This window comes from Peribacillus sp. NPDC076916, from assembly GCF_050269675.1.
GTDB classification, from domain to species: Bacteria; Bacillota; Bacilli; order Bacillales; family DSM-1321; genus Peribacillus; species Peribacillus aracenensis.
In genome coordinates, this window is the sequence record NZ_JBNNIU010000003.1 from 791,488 (window position 1) to 814,922 (window position 23,435).

The 23,435-nt window shown below is 38.3% G+C and carries 18 protein-coding genes and 1 pseudogene; 12 read left to right on the forward strand and 7 right to left on the reverse strand.

All coding sequences use genetic code 11. From position 1 onward, the window contains the following. Positions 1-341: 341 nt before the first annotated feature. The 7 genes from ACQKFG_RS13410 to ACQKFG_RS13440 all read left to right on the forward strand — a co-directional run bounded on the left by ACQKFG_RS13410 (position 342) and on the right by ACQKFG_RS13440 (position 8,995). The gene (locus ACQKFG_RS13410; protein WP_192205916.1) at positions 342-1,520 is read left to right on the forward strand and encodes an ABC transporter substrate-binding protein; all 1,179 of its coding nucleotides are present in this window, start codon (positions 342-344) and stop codon (positions 1,518-1,520) included. A 162-nt stretch (positions 1,521-1,682) separates the two neighbouring features. Further along, complete coding sequence (locus ACQKFG_RS13415) at positions 1,683-2,561, forward strand: branched-chain amino acid ABC transporter permease (protein WP_427559579.1); 879 nt, start codon at positions 1,683-1,685, stop codon at positions 2,559-2,561. 13 nt (positions 2,562-2,574) lie between these two features. Continuing rightward, complete coding sequence (locus ACQKFG_RS13420) at positions 2,575-3,540, forward strand: branched-chain amino acid ABC transporter permease (RefSeq protein ID WP_427559582.1); 966 nt, start codon at positions 2,575-2,577, stop codon at positions 3,538-3,540. After that, a complete protein-coding gene (locus ACQKFG_RS13425; RefSeq protein ID WP_034308746.1) occupies positions 3,512-4,294 on the forward strand; it encodes an ABC transporter ATP-binding protein in 783 nt (260 codons plus the stop codon). Before ACQKFG_RS13420 ends, ACQKFG_RS13425 begins: the two co-directional genes overlap by 29 nt. After that, positions 4,294-5,001, forward strand: coding sequence for an ABC transporter ATP-binding protein (locus ACQKFG_RS13430; protein WP_192205910.1), 708 nt, complete (start codon positions 4,294-4,296; stop codon positions 4,999-5,001). Before ACQKFG_RS13425 ends, ACQKFG_RS13430 begins: the two co-directional genes overlap by 1 nt. 651 nt (positions 5,002-5,652) lie before the next feature. After that, on the forward strand, positions 5,653-6,120 hold the full coding sequence (locus tag ACQKFG_RS13435; protein ID WP_192205908.1) for a hypothetical protein: 468 nt from the start codon (positions 5,653-5,655) through the stop codon (positions 6,118-6,120). A 991-nt stretch (positions 6,121-7,111) separates the two neighbouring features. Beyond that, positions 7,112-8,995 (forward strand): S8 family serine peptidase, encoded by a 1,884-nt coding sequence (locus tag ACQKFG_RS13440; RefSeq protein WP_427559585.1) that lies wholly within the window; start codon positions 7,112-7,114, stop codon positions 8,993-8,995. Positions 8,996-9,044: 49 nt separating this feature from the next. Here the strand turns inward: ACQKFG_RS13440 and ACQKFG_RS13445 are convergent. The 3 genes and pseudogenes from ACQKFG_RS13445 to ACQKFG_RS13455 form a co-directional block, all read right to left on the reverse strand. After that, positions 9,045-9,239 (reverse strand): annotated as a pseudogene (locus tag ACQKFG_RS13445) (VOC family protein); the annotation flags it as partial. A 350-nt stretch (positions 9,240-9,589) separates the two neighbouring features. Further along, positions 9,590-9,769, reverse strand: a complete 180-nt coding sequence (locus ACQKFG_RS13450) for a helix-turn-helix domain-containing protein (RefSeq protein WP_387604416.1) — start codon at positions 9,767-9,769, stop codon at positions 9,590-9,592. Between the two features lie 75 nt (positions 9,770-9,844). Continuing rightward, entirely contained in the window at positions 9,845-10,681 is an 837-nt protein-coding gene (locus ACQKFG_RS13455; RefSeq protein ID WP_427559589.1) for a phosphodiester glycosidase family protein, read from the reverse strand. A gap of 276 nt (positions 10,682-10,957) precedes the next feature. Here ACQKFG_RS13455 and ACQKFG_RS13460 point away from each other — a divergent pair, with 276 nt between their 5' ends. Continuing rightward, positions 10,958-12,976 carry a CDP-glycerol glycerophosphotransferase family protein gene (locus tag ACQKFG_RS13460; RefSeq protein WP_427559592.1) on the forward strand — a complete coding sequence of 673 codons (2,019 nt, stop codon included), beginning with the start codon at positions 10,958-10,960 and terminating at the stop codon, positions 12,974-12,976. Between the two features lie 201 nt (positions 12,977-13,177). On the opposite strand, the gene ACQKFG_RS13465 is transcribed toward ACQKFG_RS13460, so the two are convergent. The 4 genes from ACQKFG_RS13465 to ACQKFG_RS13480 all read right to left on the reverse strand — a co-directional run bounded on the left by ACQKFG_RS13465 (position 13,178) and on the right by ACQKFG_RS13480 (position 18,551). Further along, a complete protein-coding gene (locus tag ACQKFG_RS13465; protein WP_192205899.1) occupies positions 13,178-13,369 on the reverse strand; it encodes a hypothetical protein in 192 nt (63 codons plus the stop codon). Between the two features lie 433 nt (positions 13,370-13,802). Next, complete coding sequence (locus ACQKFG_RS13470) at positions 13,803-14,981, reverse strand: MFS transporter (protein ID WP_427559596.1); 1,179 nt, start codon at positions 14,979-14,981, stop codon at positions 13,803-13,805. Positions 14,982-16,057: 1,076 nt separating this feature from the next. Next, positions 16,058-17,338 (reverse strand): hypothetical protein, encoded by a 1,281-nt coding sequence (locus ACQKFG_RS13475; protein WP_427559599.1) that lies wholly within the window; start codon positions 17,336-17,338, stop codon positions 16,058-16,060. Positions 17,339-18,251: 913 nt separating this feature from the next. Then, positions 18,252-18,551 carry a helix-turn-helix domain-containing protein gene (locus tag ACQKFG_RS13480; protein ID WP_427559602.1) on the reverse strand — a complete coding sequence of 100 codons (300 nt, stop codon included), beginning with the start codon at positions 18,549-18,551 and terminating at the stop codon, positions 18,252-18,254. 476 nt (positions 18,552-19,027) lie between these two features. Between ACQKFG_RS13480 and ACQKFG_RS13485 the strand changes: the two genes are divergently transcribed. The 4 genes from ACQKFG_RS13485 to ACQKFG_RS13500 all read left to right on the forward strand — a co-directional run bounded on the left by ACQKFG_RS13485 (position 19,028) and on the right by ACQKFG_RS13500 (position 23,419). Beyond that, positions 19,028-19,717, forward strand: a complete 690-nt coding sequence (locus ACQKFG_RS13485) for a YveK family protein (protein ID WP_427559605.1) — start codon at positions 19,028-19,030, stop codon at positions 19,715-19,717. A 36-nt stretch (positions 19,718-19,753) separates the two neighbouring features. Beyond that, complete coding sequence (locus ACQKFG_RS13490; protein WP_427559608.1) at positions 19,754-20,431, forward strand: CpsD/CapB family tyrosine-protein kinase; 678 nt, start codon at positions 19,754-19,756, stop codon at positions 20,429-20,431. A 139-nt stretch (positions 20,432-20,570) separates the two neighbouring features. After that, the gene (locus tag ACQKFG_RS13495) at positions 20,571-21,335 is read left to right on the forward strand and encodes a tyrosine-protein phosphatase (protein ID WP_427559611.1); all 765 of its coding nucleotides are present in this window, start codon (positions 20,571-20,573) and stop codon (positions 21,333-21,335) included. 263 nt (positions 21,336-21,598) lie between these two features. Next, complete coding sequence (locus ACQKFG_RS13500) at positions 21,599-23,419, forward strand: polysaccharide biosynthesis protein (protein WP_427559614.1); 1,821 nt, start codon at positions 21,599-21,601, stop codon at positions 23,417-23,419. Positions 23,420-23,435 lie beyond the last annotated feature (16 nt).

Genomic DNA, 23,435 nt, shown 5'->3' on the forward strand with positions numbered 1-23,435 from the left:
TAGGATGAAGGAAATAAGAAAATGAATAAATTTTTTTGAGCAATAATTAAAGAGTTTACAATACCACTATAATTAAATTATCAGTCTTTTCTGATTATATTGCATATTTCGCAATATTTAAAATATATAAAGATAAAAATGATATAGTTCTACCTGTGAAAAATATCCTATTTAGCGAAATCTTCTCACAATTATTGTATAGACGGAATGAAAATTATGCGGTAAACTATTTTTCGAAATATTAATTTAATTTGAAACATTTCATCTAATCAATTTTTTCTGAGGCATCTTGAATAAATATTCATGCATCAGAGCTTGATTACAAAATGGGGGGATTATTTATGAAAAAGAAAAAGTTAGCAGGTGCATTCCTTTCACTTACACTTGCTGCAGGAGTGCTGGCAGGTTGTTCCGGGTCTGGTTCATCAGAAAAAACAAGCGGGGATGGAGATACGATCAAAATCGGTGTCAACCTTGAATTATCTGGCGGCGTAGCCTCATATGGACAATCGATTGCAGAAGGCCTGGAGCTTGCGACTGCAGAAATCAATAAAGAAGGCATTGACGGTAAAAAAATCAAACTTATAAAAGTCGATAATAAATCTGAAGCGTCTGAAGCGACAAGCGGAGCGATCAAGCTGACATCACAAGATAAGGTTGCAGCGATCGTCGGTGCAGCGACAAGCACGAACTCGATTGCCCAAGTGCAGATTGCCCAAGATAATAAAGTTCCGGTCATCTCACCATCTGGTACAAGCCCTGAAATCACTTTCAGCAAGGATAAATTGAACGATTACATTTTCCGGACAAGCTTCATCGATCCGTTCCAAGGGACGGTAGCTGCGAATTTCGCCACTAAAGAAATCAAAGCGAAAAGTGCAGCCATCTATATTGACAGTGCAAGTGATTATTCAAAAGGGTTAGCAGCAGCTTTTAAAGAACAATTCGAAAAAAATGGCGGAAAGATCGTGGCTGAGGAAGCTTACATTGCGAAGGATACTGATTTCCGTTCTACATTGACTCGTTTGAAATCGGCAAAACCTGACTTCATTTTCCTTCCTGGTTACTATGAGGAAGCTGGCCTGATCGTGAAGCAGGCACGCGAAACTGGACTTGACGTACCATTCATGGGCGGCGACGGCTGGGATTCTCCTAAGCTAGTTGAAATTGCCGGTGCAAAAGCTCTAAATAACACATTCATCACGAACCATTATTCTTCAGGTGACCCTGATGAGAAAATTCAGAATTTTGTGTCAGCGTTCAAAGCGAAGTACAAAGATAAATCCCCGGATGCATTTAACGCTCTAGGATATGACACAGGATACTTCCTTGCAGACGCGATTAAACGTGCTGGTTCAGCGGATTCAGAAAAAATCAAAGAAGCGCTGGAAAAAACGGCGGACCTTGAGCTTGTAACAGGTACATTCACATTGGATGAAAAACATAATCCAATCAAATCTGCTACGATCCTTGAATTTAAAGAGGGAAAACAAATATTCAACACAAAAATCAATCCTTAATTTCGGAGGAAAACTCCAACATTTCGCCGGCCCTTCGTCAATAAGAAGGTGCTGGCGAATTCTCATTTTCAAAGCAAACCAGGTCGCTGAACTTCCCCATTACGGAATGAAAAGAGTCTGGACTAATCATTCATAAAATTAGATTTTCAAGGAGAGTCGAACATGGAATTGATACAACAGTTAATAAACGGGATTTCACTAGGAAGTATTTATGCCCTTATCGCTCTCGGATATACGATGGTTTACGGGATTGTTAAATTGATAAACTTCGCACATGGCGATGTATTCATGGTCGGCTCATTCGTTGGGTTTTACTCGATAACGGTTCTGGATCTGTCATTCATTCCCGCTCTATTAATCTCGATGACGGTCTGTGCGCTGTTTGGGGTTTTGATCGAGCGTATCGCGTACAAGCCATTGCGTAACGCAACACGTATTGCTGCCCTTATCACGGCCATCGGTGTTTCCCTTTTGATCGAATACGGATTCATCTACGTCCGCGGTGCACAGCCGGAAGCTTACCCGAATGATGTATTGCCGACAGAAAAGTTCGATATTTTGGGAGTTTCCATCAATAGTCAATCGGTTTTGATTTTTGGAGTGGCCGTGGTTCTAATGATCATCCTTCAAATCATCGTTCATAAATCAAAAATTGGAAAAGCGATGCGTGCCGTTTCCTTCGACGCGGATGCAGCTAAGCTGATGGGGATAAATGTAAATAATACGATTTCTGCCACCTTTGCAATCGGTTCCGCATTAGCGGGGGCAGCAGGCGTCATTTTCGGTATTTACTATATTAAGATTGAGCCGCTCATGGGTGTGCTTCCGGGATTGAAAGCATTCGTTGCCGCCGTACTTGGAGGGATCGGGATTATACCGGGCGCGATGGTCGGTGGCTTATTGCTAGGTGTCATCGAAGCTTTGGTCAGTGCCGCCGGTTACTCATTATGGCGTGATGCTGTAGCCTTCGTCGTACTGATTCTTATCTTGATTTTCATGCCACAAGGCTTATTCGGTAAAAACAAAAAAGAAAAAGTATAGGGGAGACAAAGCAATGACTACAATTAAGCGAGCAAAAGGTTTTTGGCTCTCGATTTCACTATCATTGATCTTTTTCGCCGTAGTTCAAGTGTTAATCGGCGGCGGATCGCTAAATCCTTTTTATCAAAATACGCTCATGTTCATCGGGATCAATATCATTCTGGCAACTAGCCTGCACTTGATCATCGGGATAACCGGGCAGTTCTCCATCGGACATGCCGGATTCCTGGCAGTCGGTGCCTATGCTTCAGCCGTTATGACGATGAAGCTATCAATGCCGTTTTATGCGGCATTGATAGTCGGAGGTTTGGCGTCAGCGTTGGCCGGATTGATCATCGGAATTCCAAGCTTACGCTTAAAAGGTGACTACCTGGCGATTGCGACCCTCGGTTTTGGGGAAATCGTCCGGATCATGCTTTTGAATATCGATTATGTCGGCGGGGCGAGCGGCATGCAGGTTTCCCATTTGACCACTTGGCCGTGGGTATTCGCTTCCGTCATCATTACGATCATCGTCATCCGAAACTTTACTAGCTCGACCCACGGCAGGGCCTGCATATCGATCCGCGAGGACGAGACGGCTGCCGATTCGATGGGAATCAACACGACGTATTACAAAGTTGTCGCGTTTGCAATCGGAGCTTTTTTTGCAGGTATTGCTGGAGGGCTTTACGCTCATAACTTCTATATCATTCAGCCATCGAACTTTGGATTCCTGAAATCATTCGATATTTTGATCCTAGTGGTACTTGGCGGTCTTGGAAGCCTTTCCGGTGCCGTATTGGCCGCAATATTACTGACGGTAGTCACGACTTTCCTGCAGGATTATCCGGAAACGCGAATGATCATTTACAGCCTTGTGCTTATCGTGATGATGCTCTATCGTCCACAAGGTTTAATGGGGACAAAAGAAATAACATCCATGTTCAAACGTAAAGGAGGAAGCAGCCATGAAAAAAATAAAAACACCGCTGCTTAAAGTCGATTCAGTCGGCATCCAGTTCGGAGGGCTTAAAGCCGTTTCTGATGTTAACGTCGAGTTATATCCAGGAGAATTAATTGGCTTGATCGGGCCGAACGGCGCTGGAAAAACAACTTTCTTTAATTTGCTGACAGGAGTTTACGTCCCTACAGAGGGGACCATTTCTTTGGAAGGTGAGAACTTAAGAAAACTGCCTCCATATAAAATTACGCAAAAAGGGATCAGCCGGACATTCCAGAACATTCGCTTATTCAGTGAACTATCCGTGATCGATAATGTTAAAGTGGCCTATCATTCGCTTTCGAAGCATGGCATTTTAAGTTCGATTTTCCGCATGCCGATCCATTTTAAAGGCGAAAAAGAAATGGATGAAAAGGCGATTGAGTTCCTGAAGATCTTCAACCTTGATCAATATAAGGATGAAAAGGCGAAGAACCTGCCATATGGTAAACAAAGACGTTTGGAAATCGCCCGCGCACTTGCAGCCAACCCGAAACTGCTTTTACTGGATGAACCGGCTGCGGGGATGAATCCCCAGGAAACGCACGAACTCATGAACCTGATTGCCCTCATCCGTGAGAAATTCGATTTGACCGTATTATTGATAGAACATGATATGCCGCTCGTCATGGGTGTTTGCGAACGCATATACGTACTCGATCACGGACAACTGATCGCTCAAGGAAAGCCAGAGGAAATCCGTAACAATCCAAAAGTCATCGAGGCCTATCTGGGCGAGGAGGTTTCATAATGTTAAAAATCGAGGACATCAACGTCTATTACGGAAACATTCAAGCCTTGAAAGGAGTCTCGCTTTCTATTAACGAAGGTGAAATCGTGACTCTTATCGGGGCGAACGGAGCCGGGAAAAGCACGATGCTGAAAAGCATTTCCGGCCTATTAAAACCAAAACAAGGGAAGATCATTTACGAAGGGCAATCCATCGGCGGAAAGGCAGCACAATCCATCGTGAAAATGGGCATCTCCCATGTCCCTGAAGGCAGGCGTGTCTTCGCTAACATGTCGGTTGAAGAAAACCTTCAGCTTGGTGCGTATTTACGCAAAGATAAGGCAGGCATCAAGCAGGATATGGAGAAAGTCTATGAATTATTCCCGCGTTTGCTAGAGCGCCTGAAACAGCAATCCGGAACCCTTTCCGGCGGGGAACAACAAATGCTCGCAATGGGCAGGGCCCTCATGGCCAAGCCCCGGCTCCTGTTATTGGACGAGCCATCGATGGGACTTGCACCATTATTGGTGAAGCAAATCTTTAACATCATCGAAGAAATCAACAAAACAGGTACAACGATCCTGCTGGTCGAACAAAATGCCAATTTAGCACTATCCATCGCGGACAGAGCCTATGTTGTCGAAACCGGCCGAATCGTCCTATCAGGCAAATCAGAGGAACTGACCGCAAGCGAAGAAATCAAGAATGCCTATTTAGGCGGACATTAAACCGTGTTATAGCGGTTCCGAACTGCAGACAAACTCGATGAAAAGCGAGTTTGCCTGCAGTTTTTTGTTTGGAGAAAGCGACCGTTGATTTCCACTCCAGGCACTCGCTTTCCGCGGGCGGTCCGGGAGCCTCCTCAACGCTTCGCGCCTGCGGGGTCTCCCCTGGACTCGCATTTCCCGCAGGAGTCTCGTGCCTTCCGTTCCAATCAACTTTGTTTAAGAATAGATAGAACCTATTTTTACGGAAAATGTTCCAGCTATTTCTAGAAATCTCCGTTTCACCCGACTGTCTGCCATGCCTCCTGGCGCAAGCGCCTCCGGGGTCTCGGCTAGCCAGTAATTCGGCAGGAGTGTCGCAAATTTCTTCCATCCAATAAGGATTACAGTAAAAAAACATGAAGAATAATTTAGTCTAGTTTTAAAATCATGGTTTAGGATTAGACTAATCATCGGAACTCCTAGACAGACTGGAGATATATTCGAGGAAAAACGAGTTTGCTTGCAAGTTTTTTTTAAAACGCTCTGTTAAAGGATCTTGTTGATTTTCGAACTAAAGGGCAAGTTACTTAAAAAAACTTTTCCAAATTACACTAAAAATAAACCTATAAATGGTAAAATTGAAATTCATTTATCCATTGAGGAGGAGTTAGGTTGAAGAAAGTTTTCACTGTATTATTTATAATGATGGTTTTAACAGCTTGTTCATTTACCAACAGTAAGGAAACACAATCAGAAACGAGGACCGAACATAATTATCAATTTATAGGAAATAGCGAACATTGGGAAGCTGAATATTCTTATGAAGCAACCGAAATATGGAGGGAAAATGAACGCAAACAAACAGGTCATTCTAGTAAAGATAGCTATGAACTTGTATTAAAATACAAAGGATCTTTAGAAGAGTTATCTTCCATGAAAAACCTCGAATACAGTTTTGAAACAACCAGTCAAAGCGCAAGTACAAAAGAACAATTCCCTGAACCACCTCGCGAAAAGGTATTTAGAACGGGTGGAGGTTCAGAAGGTGGAACAATAATAGGTGAAGGCGAAGTTATAAAGGTAAATGTAAAATGGGATGATTCTGAAGAGTCATTTGAACTGCACAATAAGGATAAGTAATTTAGTTGAACTTTAGAAGGCCACTTTTGGGTGGTCTTTTTTATTTGTTCAAAAATCAACACCATTCTTTTACAAAGCCTTTAAAAAAAGGTTCCAGTAGATTTCAGAAATCGCTCCCTTTCCGCCGACCTCCTGCCAAGCCTCCTCGGCGCAAGCGCCTCCGAGGTTTCGGCTAGCCAGTAATTCGGCAGGAGTGTCGCAAATTTCTTTCATCCAACAAGGATTACAGTAAGAAAACATGAAGAATAATCTAGTCTTGTTTAAAATCATTGTTTAGGATTGGACTATTCTAAACTCCCAGACTTACTGGAGATATATTCGAGGAAAAACGAGTTTGCTTGCAGTTTTTTTTAAAAAAAGGTTCCAGTAGATTTCAGAAATCCGCTCCCTTTCCGCCGACTGCCTACCAAGCCTCCTCGCCTAGCGGCTGCGGGGTCTCGGCTAGCCAGTAATTCGGCAGGAGTGTCGCAAATTTCTTCCATCCAATAAGGAATACAGAAAAAAACATAAAGAATAATAAAATCATGGTTTAGGATTAGACCAATCGGAACTCCCTTTATTAGATAAAAGTGCTTCTGTCTGAATTTTTCAAACGAAGTTGATTGGAACGGAAGGTACGAGACTCCTGCGGGAAATGCGAGTCCAGGGGAGACCCCGCAGGCGCGAAGCGTCGAGGAGGCTCACGGACTGCCCGCGGAAAGTGAGTGCCTGGAGTGGAAATCAAAGTGCAAATTTTAAAGTAATCAATTATTATCAAGTTTGTCTACAGGCAACCCCTTTGTTTTAAAATTAGATAGAACCCCATTTTGTCGACAAACTGAAACCGCTTTATAGCGGTTTTTTGTTTTTTAAATAAGCTATTTTAACTAGATAAAAAGGTTAGTAAATCCAAATCAGACGGTATACAATCTAGTTAGGAATAAATAGTAGAATTGGTTCATGATATAACCTCATCGATAGCTATTCTTAATCATATTTTTGGAGTGATTGTATGCACAAACTTATTCAGGTTTTACTTCCGGCATTATTACTGTTTATGATTCTGCCAATCTACCAGCCAGATTCTGCTTCTGCAGAAGAGAACCCGCAATCTGATGGTGTCATCGTCAAATATAAAGAGACGAACGATGAGCCGATCAACGAGTTGATCGAAAAGGTGGAGGTTCCTAAAGGGGAAACGACAGACAACGTGATCGAGGAACTTGAAGAACAGAAGAATGTGGAATATGCAGAACCAAACTACATTTTTAAGAAAATGGAAAGTCCGAACGATCCAGCTTACATAGACCAATGGCATCATAAAAAGCTTGGTACGAGTGCAGCGTGGACCAAAACCATGGGGTCGAAGGAATTGATCGTGGCCATCATTGACGACGGCATCGATCGCAATCACGAAGATTTAAAAGGGAAGGTCGTCAATGCCTATGATACGATAAAAAATCGGAAGCATATCGTACCAAAAGGGGCGCATGGAACGCATATCGCAGGAATCATTGCCGGTTCTGCGAACAATGGCATAGGCGGAACGGGTGTTGCTCCGAACGTTAAACTAATGCCGATCAACGTTTTTGATGGAGAGTATGCCAATACAGCTGATATCATTGAGGCGATACATTATGCTGTTCAGCAAAAGGCAAACATCATCAATATGAGTTTAGGAGACACCAGTTATTCAGAGGCCTTTAATAAGGCCGTCCAGGAAGCCTATAAAAAAGGCGTACTGATCGTAGCGGCTGCCGGGAATGAAGGGGATATGGGGAAAAATGTGCAGCGTGTGTACCCAGCTGCATTCAGCCACGTCATTTCCGTCGCTGCCACTGACTCAAGGGACAGGCGTCCCAGTTATTCCAACTACCATTCAACAGTCGATATCGCGGCCCCTGGAGATGATATCCTTTCAACCTTGCCTTATGGTAGATACGGCTGGATGAGCGGAACATCGATGGCCACGCCGATGGTGGCAGGTGTAGCGGCACTGATTTGGTCCAATGAGCCTAAACTCAACAAAACCGAGGTCGAATATCGCCTCTATGATTCAGCCGTGGACCTAGGTGCAAAAGGGAAAGACATATACTATGGAAACGGGCGGGTCAATGCAAAAAAAGCACTCGAGATGAAGACGCTGACCAAACCGGCCGTGACCGCGATATCCGATAAGGACACGAAGATCAACGGGAAAATCCCGACTGATTTTAAAACGGGGACCATCTCCATCTATACCGCTAACAAACAACTCGCCACAGTGAAAATCAATGGCGAAAAAACCTTTACGGCGACTATTGCAAAACAAACAGCCGGAACGACCATCTCTACGAGGCTAATCGATCAATCGGGAAATAAAAGTATACCCGTTTCATTTAAAGTGACAGATAAAACGGCTCCTGCAAGACCGTCCGTAAATACGGTAGGTGACAATACCGTCAAAGTAACCGGTAAAGCGGAGGCGGGCTCTTCCGTCACAGTCAAAACAGGCAGTACGGTACTAGGCAAAGCAAATTCCAACAGCGCAGGGAATTTCACCGTTACGATGTCAAAAAAACAAAAAGCCGGAAAAGTCCTATCCGTTACGGCAACAGATAAAGCAGGAAATGTTAGCTCGATCAAAACCGTGACCGTCGCAGACAAAACAGCACCAAGTAAACCGACGGTCAACACAGTAACGACAAAAACGACAAAAGTAACAGGCAAAGCAGAAGCCAACTCCACGGTGTCCATCAAAGCATCAAGAAAAGTGATCGGCTCTGCCACAGCAACGGCCAAAGGTACATTCTCGGTTAAAATCCCCAAACAAAAAGCCGGACAGAACCTATATACCTATGCCAAAGACAAAGCGAAAAACGTAAGCGAATCAAGAAAAGTAACCGTTAAAAAGTGATAAAAAACAGGAAAAGCCTCCAATACTCAAATTGGGGGCTGCTCTTATATCAACCTCTATTTCCATACATCAATTCGGTACTTCGGCTGTAAAGTTCAATGATATTGCCGAAAGGATCTTCACAATATATTAAATAATAGGGCTTATTCTCCCAAGTATTCCATATATCGCTTCGCCTTCTTCCACCAGAAGCAGCAACAACATCAGCCAGCCTTTCAATATCATCCGCTATCAAGCAAATATGAAAAAAGCCCTCGCAGCATCCAAATCAGGAACAGCCAGTCCAATATGAGTAATTGCTGTCATATGTATCCCCCCCTGATAATAAAATACCCAAGTAATGTTAGAGGCAAACGGCACGTTTTTGGACAAAAAAAAGAAGCAATAGCCAATGGTATAAATAAATGATTTTAATGAAGGTGATATTGCAGGAACAAGCGGATGGTAATAGTCATAGATCGGGAAGTTTGGCTTTGCAGACCAACAGATTTAACAAAAAAATACAAATAGGGTGCTGTGATTACGTATCACCCCAGCTTTTTTTAAACTTTTTATTAGCATACAATTTCCAAACGACTTCTGCTTGTATTATTCTTACTTTGATTGTAACCAGTCTAAAAAGTCAGCCTTCAAAACCCTCTTGGCCCGTTTTAAACGAATTAAAGGAAAATCGGGACTTCCCATGTATTCATCAGCAGTTTTTTCACTAACATTTAAATAATTTGCCAAATGCTTTACAGTTAATAATTCTCGTAGTTGTGATATCTCATCCATAGTAAAAGCCCTTCTCTAAATGGAGAGGGGCTTTATTATTGTTTGTATAAATTAAAAATTCTTTTGTAGCAAATGCTACTCAGTAAAATATAATATGTCTGAAATTTGTCTTTCTTCTCCATCTGAAGGGTGATTTAAAATGTTATCCAAGTAATATAAGGTAGTGCTGCCACCTCCATCTAGATTGTAAGCCCACGTTACCCCTTTGGATTGAAATACCTTTACAAGCTCTGCAAACGTCATGCCATTGGATTCAGACGAACGACCATCCACCGTTATAATGATATATTCATATGGTTTCCTTTGTCCTATCGCAGTTCTTGGCGCACGGACTGTTGTAAACCAATCTTGGTTCTTAAAAGAAGGAACCTTTCCATTAATCAATAACTCCGGCCCAAAATCAAAGATATGTAATGCGCCTTGTTCAAGCATGTCTTCTGCCGTTCTTCTTCCATCACCAATAAAGAGTTTGCCATTTTTTCTGATTTCTAGTGGTGCAAAACCTGTTCTGAATACTTTTCCATCTCGAATGACAGCGCTCCTGGATTTAAACTGAATACCTCCGCCATTAACTGCAAACACAGCTTTGTTTTTTTTTGCTATTTCCGATGTTTCTTCTTTTTTACTACTAAAACTACCGCCTGCAAATTCAGATTTAACTTGTGATACATTCTTTACTTTTATGGTTGAAACCCAATATTTCAGTTTTGATTTAATAACAGGTTGGATTTGTATGTTTAAAGTATTTGAATGATATTCATAAAATCCATTCGAATTTAAATGTAACTCATTGGCCAAATCAGAGTTTTCCTGTTTGACGTTTCTTTCAGTATCAGGCTGAATGTCCTTGTCCGTTGTTTCACATCCATATAATAAAAATGAAAAAAATAAGATTACAATAATCTTCCTCATAGTCGCCATAATCCCCTCGCTGCTTGCTTCTTTAGTGTGCCGAACAATTCTATCATATTACGGCTAAATAAGGGGAAGTTACCCTACGGATACTTTAGACGAACTAGCATTTTTTCTCAAGGGTAAAAGTTTTTTAAAATAATAATTACATTGAAGTGTTTAACTATTTATACTATCATAGGTATATTGTCTTTTTTTCAAAATATAGGGTGTGACAAAGGTACCGGCAAAATATGCCGTAGGATTATAAGTTCCGGAAAACATGGGGGGAAAGAATTGAAACAAGAAACAGTTTTTGGTCGTCTTGAAAATGGAAATCCTATTTTATCGGATGGATATTGCCTTTTCAATGGCACAAAGAGTATTAGTAAAAAAAGAAAAAATAATATGAAGTATTTCGTATATAGTCAAGAAACGAACAATACGATTACTCTCTCAGAATTTGAACCAATGACAGTCTTACAAACAATCACTTCAACGAAAGGACATGTTAATAAAGAGGGGAAATTAGAGAATGAAAGAATCATTTTCTTCGTAGATACAAACTGCAAACTTTCCTTCGTGAAAACACGTCAAAAAAATCTGCAGATAGACAAAACGCTGGATAAAATAGAGAAAGCCCCGTTTTTCAAAGGTTTAGTATTCCTTTTATTCTTTCGCTTCCTATTTGTTGGGGTCATGCGTTTCAGAAATTATTCGTTCAAAGAAGCCTATTTATCGTTCGGTTACGATAAAAGCATAAATTTTAAAGTGCATTTTCTCTTTCCAGTTAAAATAAGAGAGAAATTTGCAATGAAGACAGGGAAGATATCCATACTCATTCATACTTACTGGTCTTTCGTGCCAATGAAGGAAATTTATCAACATTATGTAAAAACTAGCGAGATTAATACACCCATTTTTATCAAGCTAAGTCACGCTGATCATAATTATTGGTACAATTTTAAATCAGACTCTAATCACAAATACGATAAAAATCATTACTTGTACAACACTGGTTCCTATCGTTTGGGGCAGATGAACAGTGAACTTTTTATTCGAAAGTCAATAACAGGTCAATACGTTATTGTATTGACAAGTATAATGGCCAAAAGCATTCTTATTAAAGAAAGATTTGCTTATCTCATCAGCCTATTTTCACCAAACAAAAAAAAATACGATATCTATTTTGAAAAGTTCAGTGCAGGGGCTTCGGAATCGGCCTTTGAACTGTTTAAATATGCATTCAAGATGGGGGATTCATGCGTTTATATATTGGAAAAAGACCACCCCGAATTCCAAAATCTTAAGCAACAATACGGCAGAGCCCTTGTTGGGAAAAATAGTTTTCTTGCTTTCTATCACATCTTTTTAGCCAGAAGTTTTCAATCTTCCGATCTTGTGGGACATATACAACGCCGATTGTACGATAACGATTACTTAATTAAGAAAAAGGTTCTTTCAACTGATAAAAAAATAATGTTGCAGCATGGACCATGTATGGCGACCAATATTTTCGAACGTGGTTACTTTAACCGTAAAGTGCCGATTGCACCAGATTACATGCTCGTAAATTCCAATTTCGAGAAAAACTTATTCCTTAATAATACAGGTTATACGGAAAAAGAATTGATGGTAACAGGGCTGCCTAATATTGATTTATATGTCCAGGAACAACAAAGTGAAAAAAATCAAATTACATTCATGCTTACATGGCGACCATGGGACCTCACAGGAAGCATTGAAGTTGGAAGCTATTTAGACCGGTATTTTTCATTCTTGGAATTGATTCGAAAAGAGAAGTTCTATAAAGATAAAAAAATTAATGTCATACTCCATCCTAAATCAAGAATCATACTTCAAGAACAGTTCCCAGACATTTATGATAAATACGAAGAATCGTTTTATATAGGGGACATAAAGGATGCTTTATTGAAAAGCAAAGTTGTCATATCCGATTATTCTTCCATTACTTTTTATGCGTTTGCAGGTGGAAGTAATATAATCTTCTATTGGGAAGACAAGGCTTTGGCAGAAGTGGAATATGGCGCGCCTAACATTCTCCAGAAAGAGATTGCTTTTGGCGGCATAGTGGAGAAATTCAATGATTTGCACTCCGAAATTGTTTACAGTTACAATAACCCGCAATCTCCTTTCCATACTGCACAGTTTTCAAAACTAATGGAGTGCACAAGTGGTCACAATACTAAAAATACCTATGACTACATTCAAAACATAATTTTCCAAAATGAACATAACCCTTTAGAGGAAGAGAGTGAATTTACTATTTCTGAAAAGCAATCTTCTGCTTCTTGATTGTTCTGAATGGAACGTCAACCTGAGACAAAAAGGGTATAAGGCCACCAATTGGTGGTCTTTTGAATGTGTGATGATTTAAATCATGCATTCTAATTAGAGAAAAATTCCTTTGTTAGGGGGAAACCACGTTTTTGGACAAAAAAAGAAGCAATAGCCAATATTGCTTCTGGTTTACATATATCGACCTCATGAAATTCTTTAAATCTCACCCTCTTCAAGCCTCCTATTATACTCAACTTTACTAATCAATCCCTTTGCATTACAGGTAAGACAATCTGTATAAATATCGTAAGCACCTGTACCTGCACAAACATGGCACTTAACATGAGTTTCCGGTATATCCTTATGCATGAATGAAAAAACTTTTCCAAAATACTGCAGAATAATCATTCCCAAAACTCCTTTTTTTTCTATCATACAACGAAAAAGAGAGAAGGAAACAGGGAATACAATAACATTACTTAAAACTAATAAAACCATTACATACTTTACATGGGGTTAAAAAATGTGCTGATGCAAATGCGATAAACTGTTCTGCAAAATCACTTCTGTTTTCAATAGGCTGTTTTCGAATGCTTTGTTGCCATTTACCAAGTAATGTGGTGTGGTTGATTTCCCCTCCAGATGCTCGCTTTCCGCGGGGCGGGCGGTGAGCCTCCATGGCGTAAACGCCTGTTGGGTCTCACCTGTCCCGCTGCTCCCGCAGGAGTCTCGCACTTCCGCTCCAATCAACCTTAAATCGTTTCGTTTTAATAACAACAATCTTTACTAAAAGAGCCTTTCAAAAAAAAGAACATCCACAAAGATGTCCCTTAATTTATAATTACTTCATTTTTCTTAAAATCCATAAGTAAGCCAATATTGAAATCCCCACAGAGACTGCTGCCATTATGTAAATGCTTATATATCCGAAAAGATAGCCAATTTGTCCGAAGAGGATGGCACCGAAACCGATTCCAAGATCAAAAAAGGAATAGAAAGTGGCATTGGCCATGCCTTTTCTATTTCGGGCAGCGTGTTCAAGAGACCACGCTTGAAGAGCCGGTTGGACAGCACCGAATCCAATGCCATAAAAAATAGCTGCCATATACAGAATCATGTTATTTGGCATCCAGGCTAGCAATAGCATCGCCGCTACGATAAAAAGAGTGGACGGAATGAAGACAGCTTGATGTCCTTTTTGATCATAGATCTTTCCAGCAAACATACGTGTGAAAATAAGAGCTAAAGCGTAAAGAAAAAAGTATCCTTGAATACCTGTCAGACCTTTTTCGATTGTATAAAGCGGTAAGAAGGTAGCAGTCCCGCCAAAAGTCACCGTAATGAAAAAAACAAGAACGGACGGAGCAACAGCGCTTTTTTCATAAATGTCAAACCTATTAGTTTTAGCTGGAGCAGTAGCATGATCTAATTTTTTATACGTAATTGTTGAAGCCATGATCCAAGCTGCCAGGCTTAATACACCGCAAAATAAAAACAAATGTTGAAAGGTTAAAACATCTGCTAAGAAAAGCCCAAATGAAGGACCAAAAGCCATCGCCAAATTACCCGATAAAGTGAAGTATCCCATACCCTCACCCCGACGCCTTGCTGGGATGAGATCGGAGGCAATCGTACCTGATGCGGTGGTCGTATATCCCCAGCCAATCCCTTGTACAATCCTCATGGCGCAAAGAAGGAAAATACTCATCATATATCCAAACGAACCAATCGCTACAGCCAAAAGGGCTAAACCGAACAGGAAAACAAAACGTCTGCCTTTTGTTTCCAAGGCCTGTCCAGCAAAAGGGCGGACAATCAGGGCAGAAAATAAAAACATCCCAGCAACTAACCCGATATATCGTTCATTTCCGCCAAGCTCCTTTACAAAAAGCGGAAGGGTAGGGGAAGTCATCTGAAAGGATAAAAAAACAAAAAAGTTAGCCAAGAAAATCATAATAAAATCACGCGACCAGATTTTATTAACAACCGGAAGCTCTTCTTTTAACAAAGGTACACCCATAATAGTTATTCTCCTTAATTGATAGTAATTATCATTCTCATTTTACTAAAGTTATAAAGAACAATCTATAAAAATTAAGTGATCACTTAAATCTAAGTAAAATTGACTACTAGTTAGCCCGTAAAAAATTTATTAGAAACAAAAAATCGGGATGAAGGTCACTTTATATTCAGAAAACACAACACACATGGTCTTATAGCGGGTTTTCCATTAAACCATGTTCCTGCCTATACAAAACCCTTATGTAGAGTGGAATTAACTTAGAGTGAAACAACCGTAGTTCCAACGGAAATTAATTAATCAAAAAGGTAATTATGGTAAAACTGTCGGATATTTGGGGAAGTTTTTAAGAAATCGTGTCATTATTATGAAATTTTAATTAAGGACCTTTAATTTACCATTTATAAGGTATTTATTTGGGAAATGAGAGAATAAAGGAGTTAATTATGGGGAGATTTACAGAGACTGTAATGGAGAGGGTAGAAGATTCTCTACATAGTAGGAAGAAACCTATGGTTGTTAAACTAAATTCCGAACTACTTGATGATTTTATACAAAAATTTCCGGATGACGGAGAGTTTTTTGGTTAAAGCTATCATATTCATGATGATAAGACGGTCACTTTTAACTATAATTCAGATGGTAGACTTCTAGAAGTATTGAATTTGGTTAAGTGATTGATACTTTTGAGTATCCAGCAGAAATGCTGGATTTTTTGAACTTAAAAAATATTAATGAGATTTAGTACGTATCAAAGTCAAATGATATAGAAGATAAAACAGCGTCTGTGAAACCGACAGTAATAGGAGGCAGTACAAACGACAAAAGTAAATGATAAAGCGGAATTATCGCTGCTTTTACTTTAGAAACTCAAAAGCTTAATTCCTACTGCATTATCCGCTATTAAAGAGCATTTCTTCCTTTTTAACAGTATCACCAAGAAGATCAATTGTCATATATAGTAAATAAGGGAATTGTGCCTAAAGGTTTAATTAAGTAAAATACATAATTATCAGCTTTAGGAACATATTATAAAAGTTTTATTAACCTTACCATACTACTGAATTATTATTTCTCTACCCAGAGATACTGAAAAATGGTTGTAAAATAGTTACGTATATTTGGATATTTGCCATAGATGTCGAATTGTTTTTTATCCACACTTCCAAAATATTAGCACTTTTCTTTTGGTAGCTACATAACACAATCTCTAATCCATTGGGTTTAATTATTTGTATAGAGACGCTATCATCAAAATTTATTCGTTGTCTCATATCTACACTATATTTTTCATAAGAATTTGCGGAAATATTTACATTAACACTTGAAGCTATCCTTTTATAAATGCCAAAATCACTTAAAGACACATTTTCATTTTTAGTAATAAGTGTACTCGAAGCTTGTTTGATTAATCGATTTGAAGGATCAATATTTCTAACAACGCCATTATTTTGGTGTCGCTCATTCTCAGTTGTGATATATCCCATGATTACATTAGAAGTATCATTAACTGGCATTCCAATACTAACCACGTTAAATGTTTTCGCTGATTGAATAGTACCCCCCCATCTAATTACACTTAAATTATTTGGGTTTCCATCATTCGCTTGAGATCTTATATTTGATATAGAAACCGCGGTATATACTCCTGTATTGTCGAACCAAATATCTCCACCAATGTTTTTTTCATAATACCCGCCGTCAATTGTTAATAAATTAGCACTACAAAAATGATAAGCAAAACCAGTTAAACCTTCGACACAGACATCTCTAAAAGTTACATTGTATAATGATGGATAGGGTGAGGAAGTATTTTTAAATTGCTTAAAGAAATTCTCTCTCTGTTCCACTAGAACAGAGCTAAATACTGTATCGAAAGCGCCTGCACATTCAATTGCATTCCCTTTCCCCCCCACTATGCTATCACCAGTGAACCTATAGGACTGTAAATAACTATCCATAGATGAAGCAATTGTATCAACTCCTCTGTAAACGCATCCTAAAGAAAATACCCGAATGATTTTTTTGCTATTGAATATCTTAAGCCCAGCTCCAGGTACACCTTCGAATTTAACCATATTAAAATTAAGATCGCCAATGACAGCTTTATTTGAAGAGAATAGGAATCCATCGTTTGTTTTTTTTATACCACCGCCACTTCCTAAGAATTGGAGGGACCAACGGTCATTAGGCTTATCTATAAACAATGGGTTTTGATTTGTAACATCGAACATTCTGGACAAGGTTACAGTTTTTTTGTTAGAGATAGCGTATATAATAGCTGATTGCACCTTATCATAATCATTACCTTTGAACTCATCTGGACTAATAGTGCCCTTCTCAATTAGATTATCCATATTATTAAACCTCCAAAATTTTTACACAATATATATTCTTCACTGGGTATACTTAGTGTCTTATGTGCCGTCACCTGTCCTTATCAGTCAGTCACCGATAAAAAAAGTATTTTTAATATGTCGCTTATAACATTTGCATTTTTTGCGATCATGTTACTACTTACTGCGGGCAAGTATTAATCCATTGGCATTTTAAGATGTCAAAGGGCAATTCATGATGATTTAAAGAATAACCAAAAATTCTAATGAACATTAAATAATCTGAATTTTCAATTTTATATTTACGTCTAATGTATTTACAAATAGCTGGAATGGTGAAAGAAATTGATTATCCTTGCAACTTGGATTAATCACTTAACCCACGATTATTTGTTTACTCATCTCTAAATACCATAGGTAGTATTAGCTACATACATGGTTTTGGGAGAAGGCTACATGATATATTTATATTCGGCGTCATGATAATTGTATATAGCATTTGCTAATTTAATGGAAATTTTAGTAATAATAGGTTTTTAAAAAAATAAAGTGATTTGAATTTGGTAATTTCCAGAGTTAACTATTGAGAAAATTAAAGAGCAGGAAATAGAAGACAGAGAAGAATTAAGATAAGGAAGCTTTCGACTTATAATGCCTTGTTAAATCGAAAAAGAAGGAATTAATAGTGTTAATGTTCTAATGTTTATACTTAAATGGAGAATAGTATAACGTGAAATTTATTTAGAGGGATGATATAAAAGTATCTTAGAAGGCAAGAGCGGATTGAAAAGAAGGTAAATAAAGAGAATATGAAATTGGCCCGTAATACTTATATAATATCAATCATCATGAAGTAAGTATGATTCTTATTAATAGTTAGAGAGTCAAAAAGAGAAAGTTTTTATATTCTCATAGTAAAGGGGAATAAAGGCAGTTATTTTCTATCTTCGATAAATTTGCGCATTTCCTCTTTCGATATGCCAGACCCCATAACATCCTGCATGATTTCCATCCATTCTTCATCCATACCCTTGTTTTCTTGTTCATTCAACAGAGCATCCACTTTAATACAAAGGATTCTAGCGATCTTTTCCAAAACTAAAATAGTAGGGTTTGTTTGAAGGTTTCTTTCCAATGAGCTTATATAGGATTTGGCAACGCCGGATTTTGCGGAGAGTTCACTAATTGACATTTTCCTTTCTTCCCTAAGCGACTTAACTCGGTAACCTATCATTCTGACCACACCTAACCCTTAATATGAAAATTATATACTGATTTAAACTATCACTTTCAGTTTACACATTTTCCTTTCATTTTTAATGATAACTAGGCACTAAAATACTTGACACAATTATATATATAAACGAATTTTCCTATGTGGGTAGGCAATTAGTTAGGCTATTTTTAAGAAAATATTTTAAAATAGATAATTCTTATAAGAAAGATTGGGATTTGGTGTATAATTAAGTTTATTGAAATTCAAGTCCCGAATATTCTGGAAAATGGGTTAAATATATATGTTCAATGCTATATTTCAAATTTAGTAATTATTTCCTTTGTATTGCCATTCTCTTTTTTGTAAAATTACACTTACGTTAGAAAATAATTCTTTCGTTGTAAAATTCAAGTAAATTTCCTTGAAAATACATATATATAGGTAATATTATGGTATAATGCAATAGGTCATTTTTAACATATCAGGAGGATGAAATGGAAGAAACTATTAGTATTACAGATATTTTTAAAACATTAAAGAAACGTTGGAAGCTAATCATGCTGCTGACATTAATTGCCGCTTTGATTAGTGGAACGATTTCTTATTTCTTATTAACACCCGTTTATCAATCTTCGACACAGATCCTGGTTAACCAGAAGCAATCGGAGAACCAATTGGACTCGACTCAAATACGATCTAATATCGACATGATCAATACATACAGCGTAATCATAAAAAGCCCTGCCATTTTGGAGAAGGTCATTGATAAGCTTGAATTAGACCAAAGCGTAGAACAACTAAGTGAAAAAATCACGATTAACAGCCAAGAAAATTCACAAGTCTTCTCACTAACGGTTCAAGACAGTAATCCGTCACAGGCTGTAGAAATTGCAAACACGATTTCTGAAACGTTCCAAAAGGAAATCAAGGATATCATGAACGTCGACAATGTGAGCGTACTAGCCAAGGCAGAAATTAAGGAGAACCCTACACCAGTAAAACCTAATCCTGTCTTGAATATCGCAATTGCGGTGGTGGTTGGATTGATGGCTGGAGTCGGCTTGGCATTCCTACTTGAGTATATGGACAATACGATCAAGGACGAGGATGATATTGAGAGACTCCTAGAATTACCCATCCTTGGATCGATTCAAAAGATTACACAAGTACATAATAAAGGATAATCCGTAAAAGAAGCAGTATGAAAGGAAGCGGGATTTTTGAGAAGTAAAGATAAAAAACAGGTGAATTTGATTGCACAGACTAACCCCAAATCACCTATCACTGAACAATATCGATTAATTAGAACGAATATTCAATTTTCCTCAGTGGATAAAGACATACAAACCATTGTGGTAACCTCATCGGAGCCAAATGATGGGAAATCGACGACAGCTGCTAACCTCGCGATTGTTTTGGCACAGGAGGAGAAAAAGGTTTTGCTTGTGGATGCAGACTTAAGGAAACCATCGGTTCATTATGCCTTTAGTCTTAGTAATATAGAGGGGCTTACGAGTGTGCTAACGAAGAAAATGAGCATAGAAAAAGCACTCATGAAGACGAATGTGCCTAATCTTGAAATTCTGACGAGTGGACCAATACCGCCTAACCCTTCGGAATTATTAAATTCCAAAGCGATAGAAACAGCGATTGATGAATTAAAAGAAATCTATGATTATATCATTTTTGATACACCGCCCGTTCTAGTAGTACCGGATTCCCAAATTGTAGCCAATAAATGTGATGGCGTGATCATGGTAGTGGCGAGCGGCAAGACAAACAAACAAAGTGCTGTAAAAGCAAAGGAGCTTTTAGTGAAAGCTAATACATCCTTGCTTGGAGTCGTTTTGAATGGCGTTGAAACGGATAACAGCAATTATTATTACTATCAATCTTAACGAAATAAAACAATTTTCGACAAAATAACACCCTGTTTGATGGCAGTTTTATATGCTACTATTAATCGGGGTAATAATTCCTATTTTTTATTAATTAGGCCTTTTTCCTTATTTATTTTACAAAGGAAGTGTATGAAATTTGATTGACATACATTGTCACATTCTCCCAGGGGTTGATGATGGATCCGCGGACATGAAGGAAAGCATGAATATGGCAAGAAAAGCGGTAGAATCAGGAATCACCCATTTATTTGCCACGCCACATCACTTAAATGAGAGATATGTAAATTTTAAAAGTGGCATCATTGATCGTTCAAATAGCGTAAATGAGAGTTTAAAACAAAATAATATACCTCTTACCATTCATCTCGGACAAGAAGTAAGAATTCATCGGGACATATTTAATTCACTTGAAAAAAAAGAAATCCTAACCCTAGATGATAACGGTACATATTTACTGTTAGAGCTCCCGTCGGGAAGGGTTCCTATATATACACAAGAAGTGATTTACGAACTGCTGCTTAAAGGAATAACACCGATTATCGTACATCCGGAGAGAAATAAGGAATTGATAGCAAATCATAAACTATTATTTGAATTGGTTCAGGAGGGCGCGCTAACTCAACTTACCTCTGGCAGTATAATCGGGAACTTCGGTAAAAGTATCCAATCATTTTCAAAAAAGATAATCGAACATAATTTAGCCCATTTTATTGCAACAGATGCCCATAATATTGGCTCTAGAGGGTTCACGTTACAACTTGCCTATGAAACAATCACAAAGTCATATGGAATACAACGTACATTTTATTTTAAAGAAAATGCTGAACAGCTATTAAAGAACCAAAGTCCTGCTGTTGAAAAACCAGTGCCATTTAAAAGAAAAATTTTTGGAATCTTTTAAAATGGTTGATAATTAGGAAACACTTTAATATTAATAAAATTTTGCCTTCTTATAAAGTTTTAGGGTTTATTGTTTCTGAACGACCAATAATTTAACGCCCTTAAATCATAAGGGTATTTTTAAAATAGTCAAAAGATACAGAAACATAAACAGTATCATTCATTCTTAAATAAACAATGAAAAGCATGTGAAATAGAATGCATTCATAAATGAACTGTTTTTAATAGAGAGTAAATCAAACAAAATTAAAGGGGGAAATGTGGTTGGCCTACCGAAAAAGATTAACACTTCTGGCCCTATTAGATTCATTAATAGTATTATCGGCCATTTATGTAAGTTATTTATTCTTGTATCCCTATTTGGAAATATTTAAATTACCAACACTGTTAGTCACATCAGTCTCCCTATTAATCAGCCATCATTTTTTTGCTTCTATTTATAAACTGTATAAGAAGGCCTGGGAGTATGCAAGTATAGGAGAGTTACTCTCCATTGTTAAAGCCGTAAGCCTATCGATTATCACTGTTATCGCCATTCAGTTAATGGTTTTTCAAGATGTTTATGTAAGGGCCATGGCATTGACCTGGATGATGCATGTCATCCTTATTGGCGGGTCGCGATTTTCTTGGAGAATGCTGCGTGACCGTTTGATAAATAATCGAAAGGAAACGAGGAATACATTGGTTATCGGAGCTGGATCTGCTGGAACCATGGTTGTACGTCAACTTCTTAACAATCATGATACGGAACTTAAACCAGTAGCATTCATTGATGATGATCCGAAAAAAGATAAGCTAGACATCTTAGGAATACCAGTTGTGGGTAACTCAAAACATATCCCAGAAATGGTGGGGAAATATCATATAGATAATATCGTCATTGCAATACCTTCATTAAGTAAAAAAGAATTGAAGGTCATTTTTGATGAATGTGTGAAAACGAATGCCAAAACGCAAATCATGCCGATGATTGAAGATATTATGTTAGGAAAAGTAGCGGTGAATCAATTTAAAGAAGTAGAAGTGGAAGATTTATTAGGAAGAGAACCCGTTGAATTGGATATAACCAGTATTTCTGAATATGTAACGGGCAAGACGATCTTGGTTACTGGGGCCGGGGGTTCAATTGGTTCAGAGATTTGCCGTCAAATATGCAGATTCTCACCGGACAAACTTATTCTTCTAGGACATGGAGAAAATAGCATTTATCAAATTGACATGGAACTGAAAAAGCTATATGCAAATCAAATTGACATCATATCTTTAATTGCAGATATTCAAGATCGAGATAGAATTTTTGAAGTGATGGAAACCTACAGGCCTGATGTTGTTTACCATGCGGCTGCACACAAACATGTTCCACTTATGGAATACAATCCTCGTGAAGCTATTAAGAATAATGTTTTTGGTACAAAGAATGTTGCAGAGGCTGCAGATACTTTTGGTGTGGGTGCGTTTGTAATGATTTCATCCGATAAAGCAGTTAACCCAACTAACGTTATGGGATCGACGAAGCGAATAGCTGAAATGATCATCCAGCAGTTAGCAAGAAATAGCTCAACAAAATTTGTTGCGGTTCGTTTCGGAAATGTTTTAGGCAGCAGAGGAAGTGTCATTCCTTTATTTAAAAAACAAATTCAGGCCGGTGGACCAGTCACGGTCACACATCCAGATATGACAAGGTATTTTATGACCATACCCGAAGCATCCAGGTTGGTCATACAGGCAAGTTCTTTGGCTCGAGGTGGAGAAATATTCGTTCTTGATATGGGTGAACCTGTTAAGATTGTTGAATTAGCAACTAATCTTATCCAGTTATCAGGTTATTCCATCGACGAAATTGGGATTGAATTCTCTGGAATCAGACCTGGTGAGAAAATGTATGAAGAACTATTAGGGGAAAAAGAGATTCACAGCGAAGCTGTGTTCCCTAAAATCTTTATCGGAAAAGCGGTGCTGGAACAGGAAGAGGAAATACAGTATCTTTTAAACTTCTATGAAAATTTTTCCGTAACAGAACTTAAAGAATTCGTTATTAATTTAGCAAATCGAAGAAAAAATAAAGCTTTCTCGGCAGTGAAATAGCCATAAGTAGGAGGAA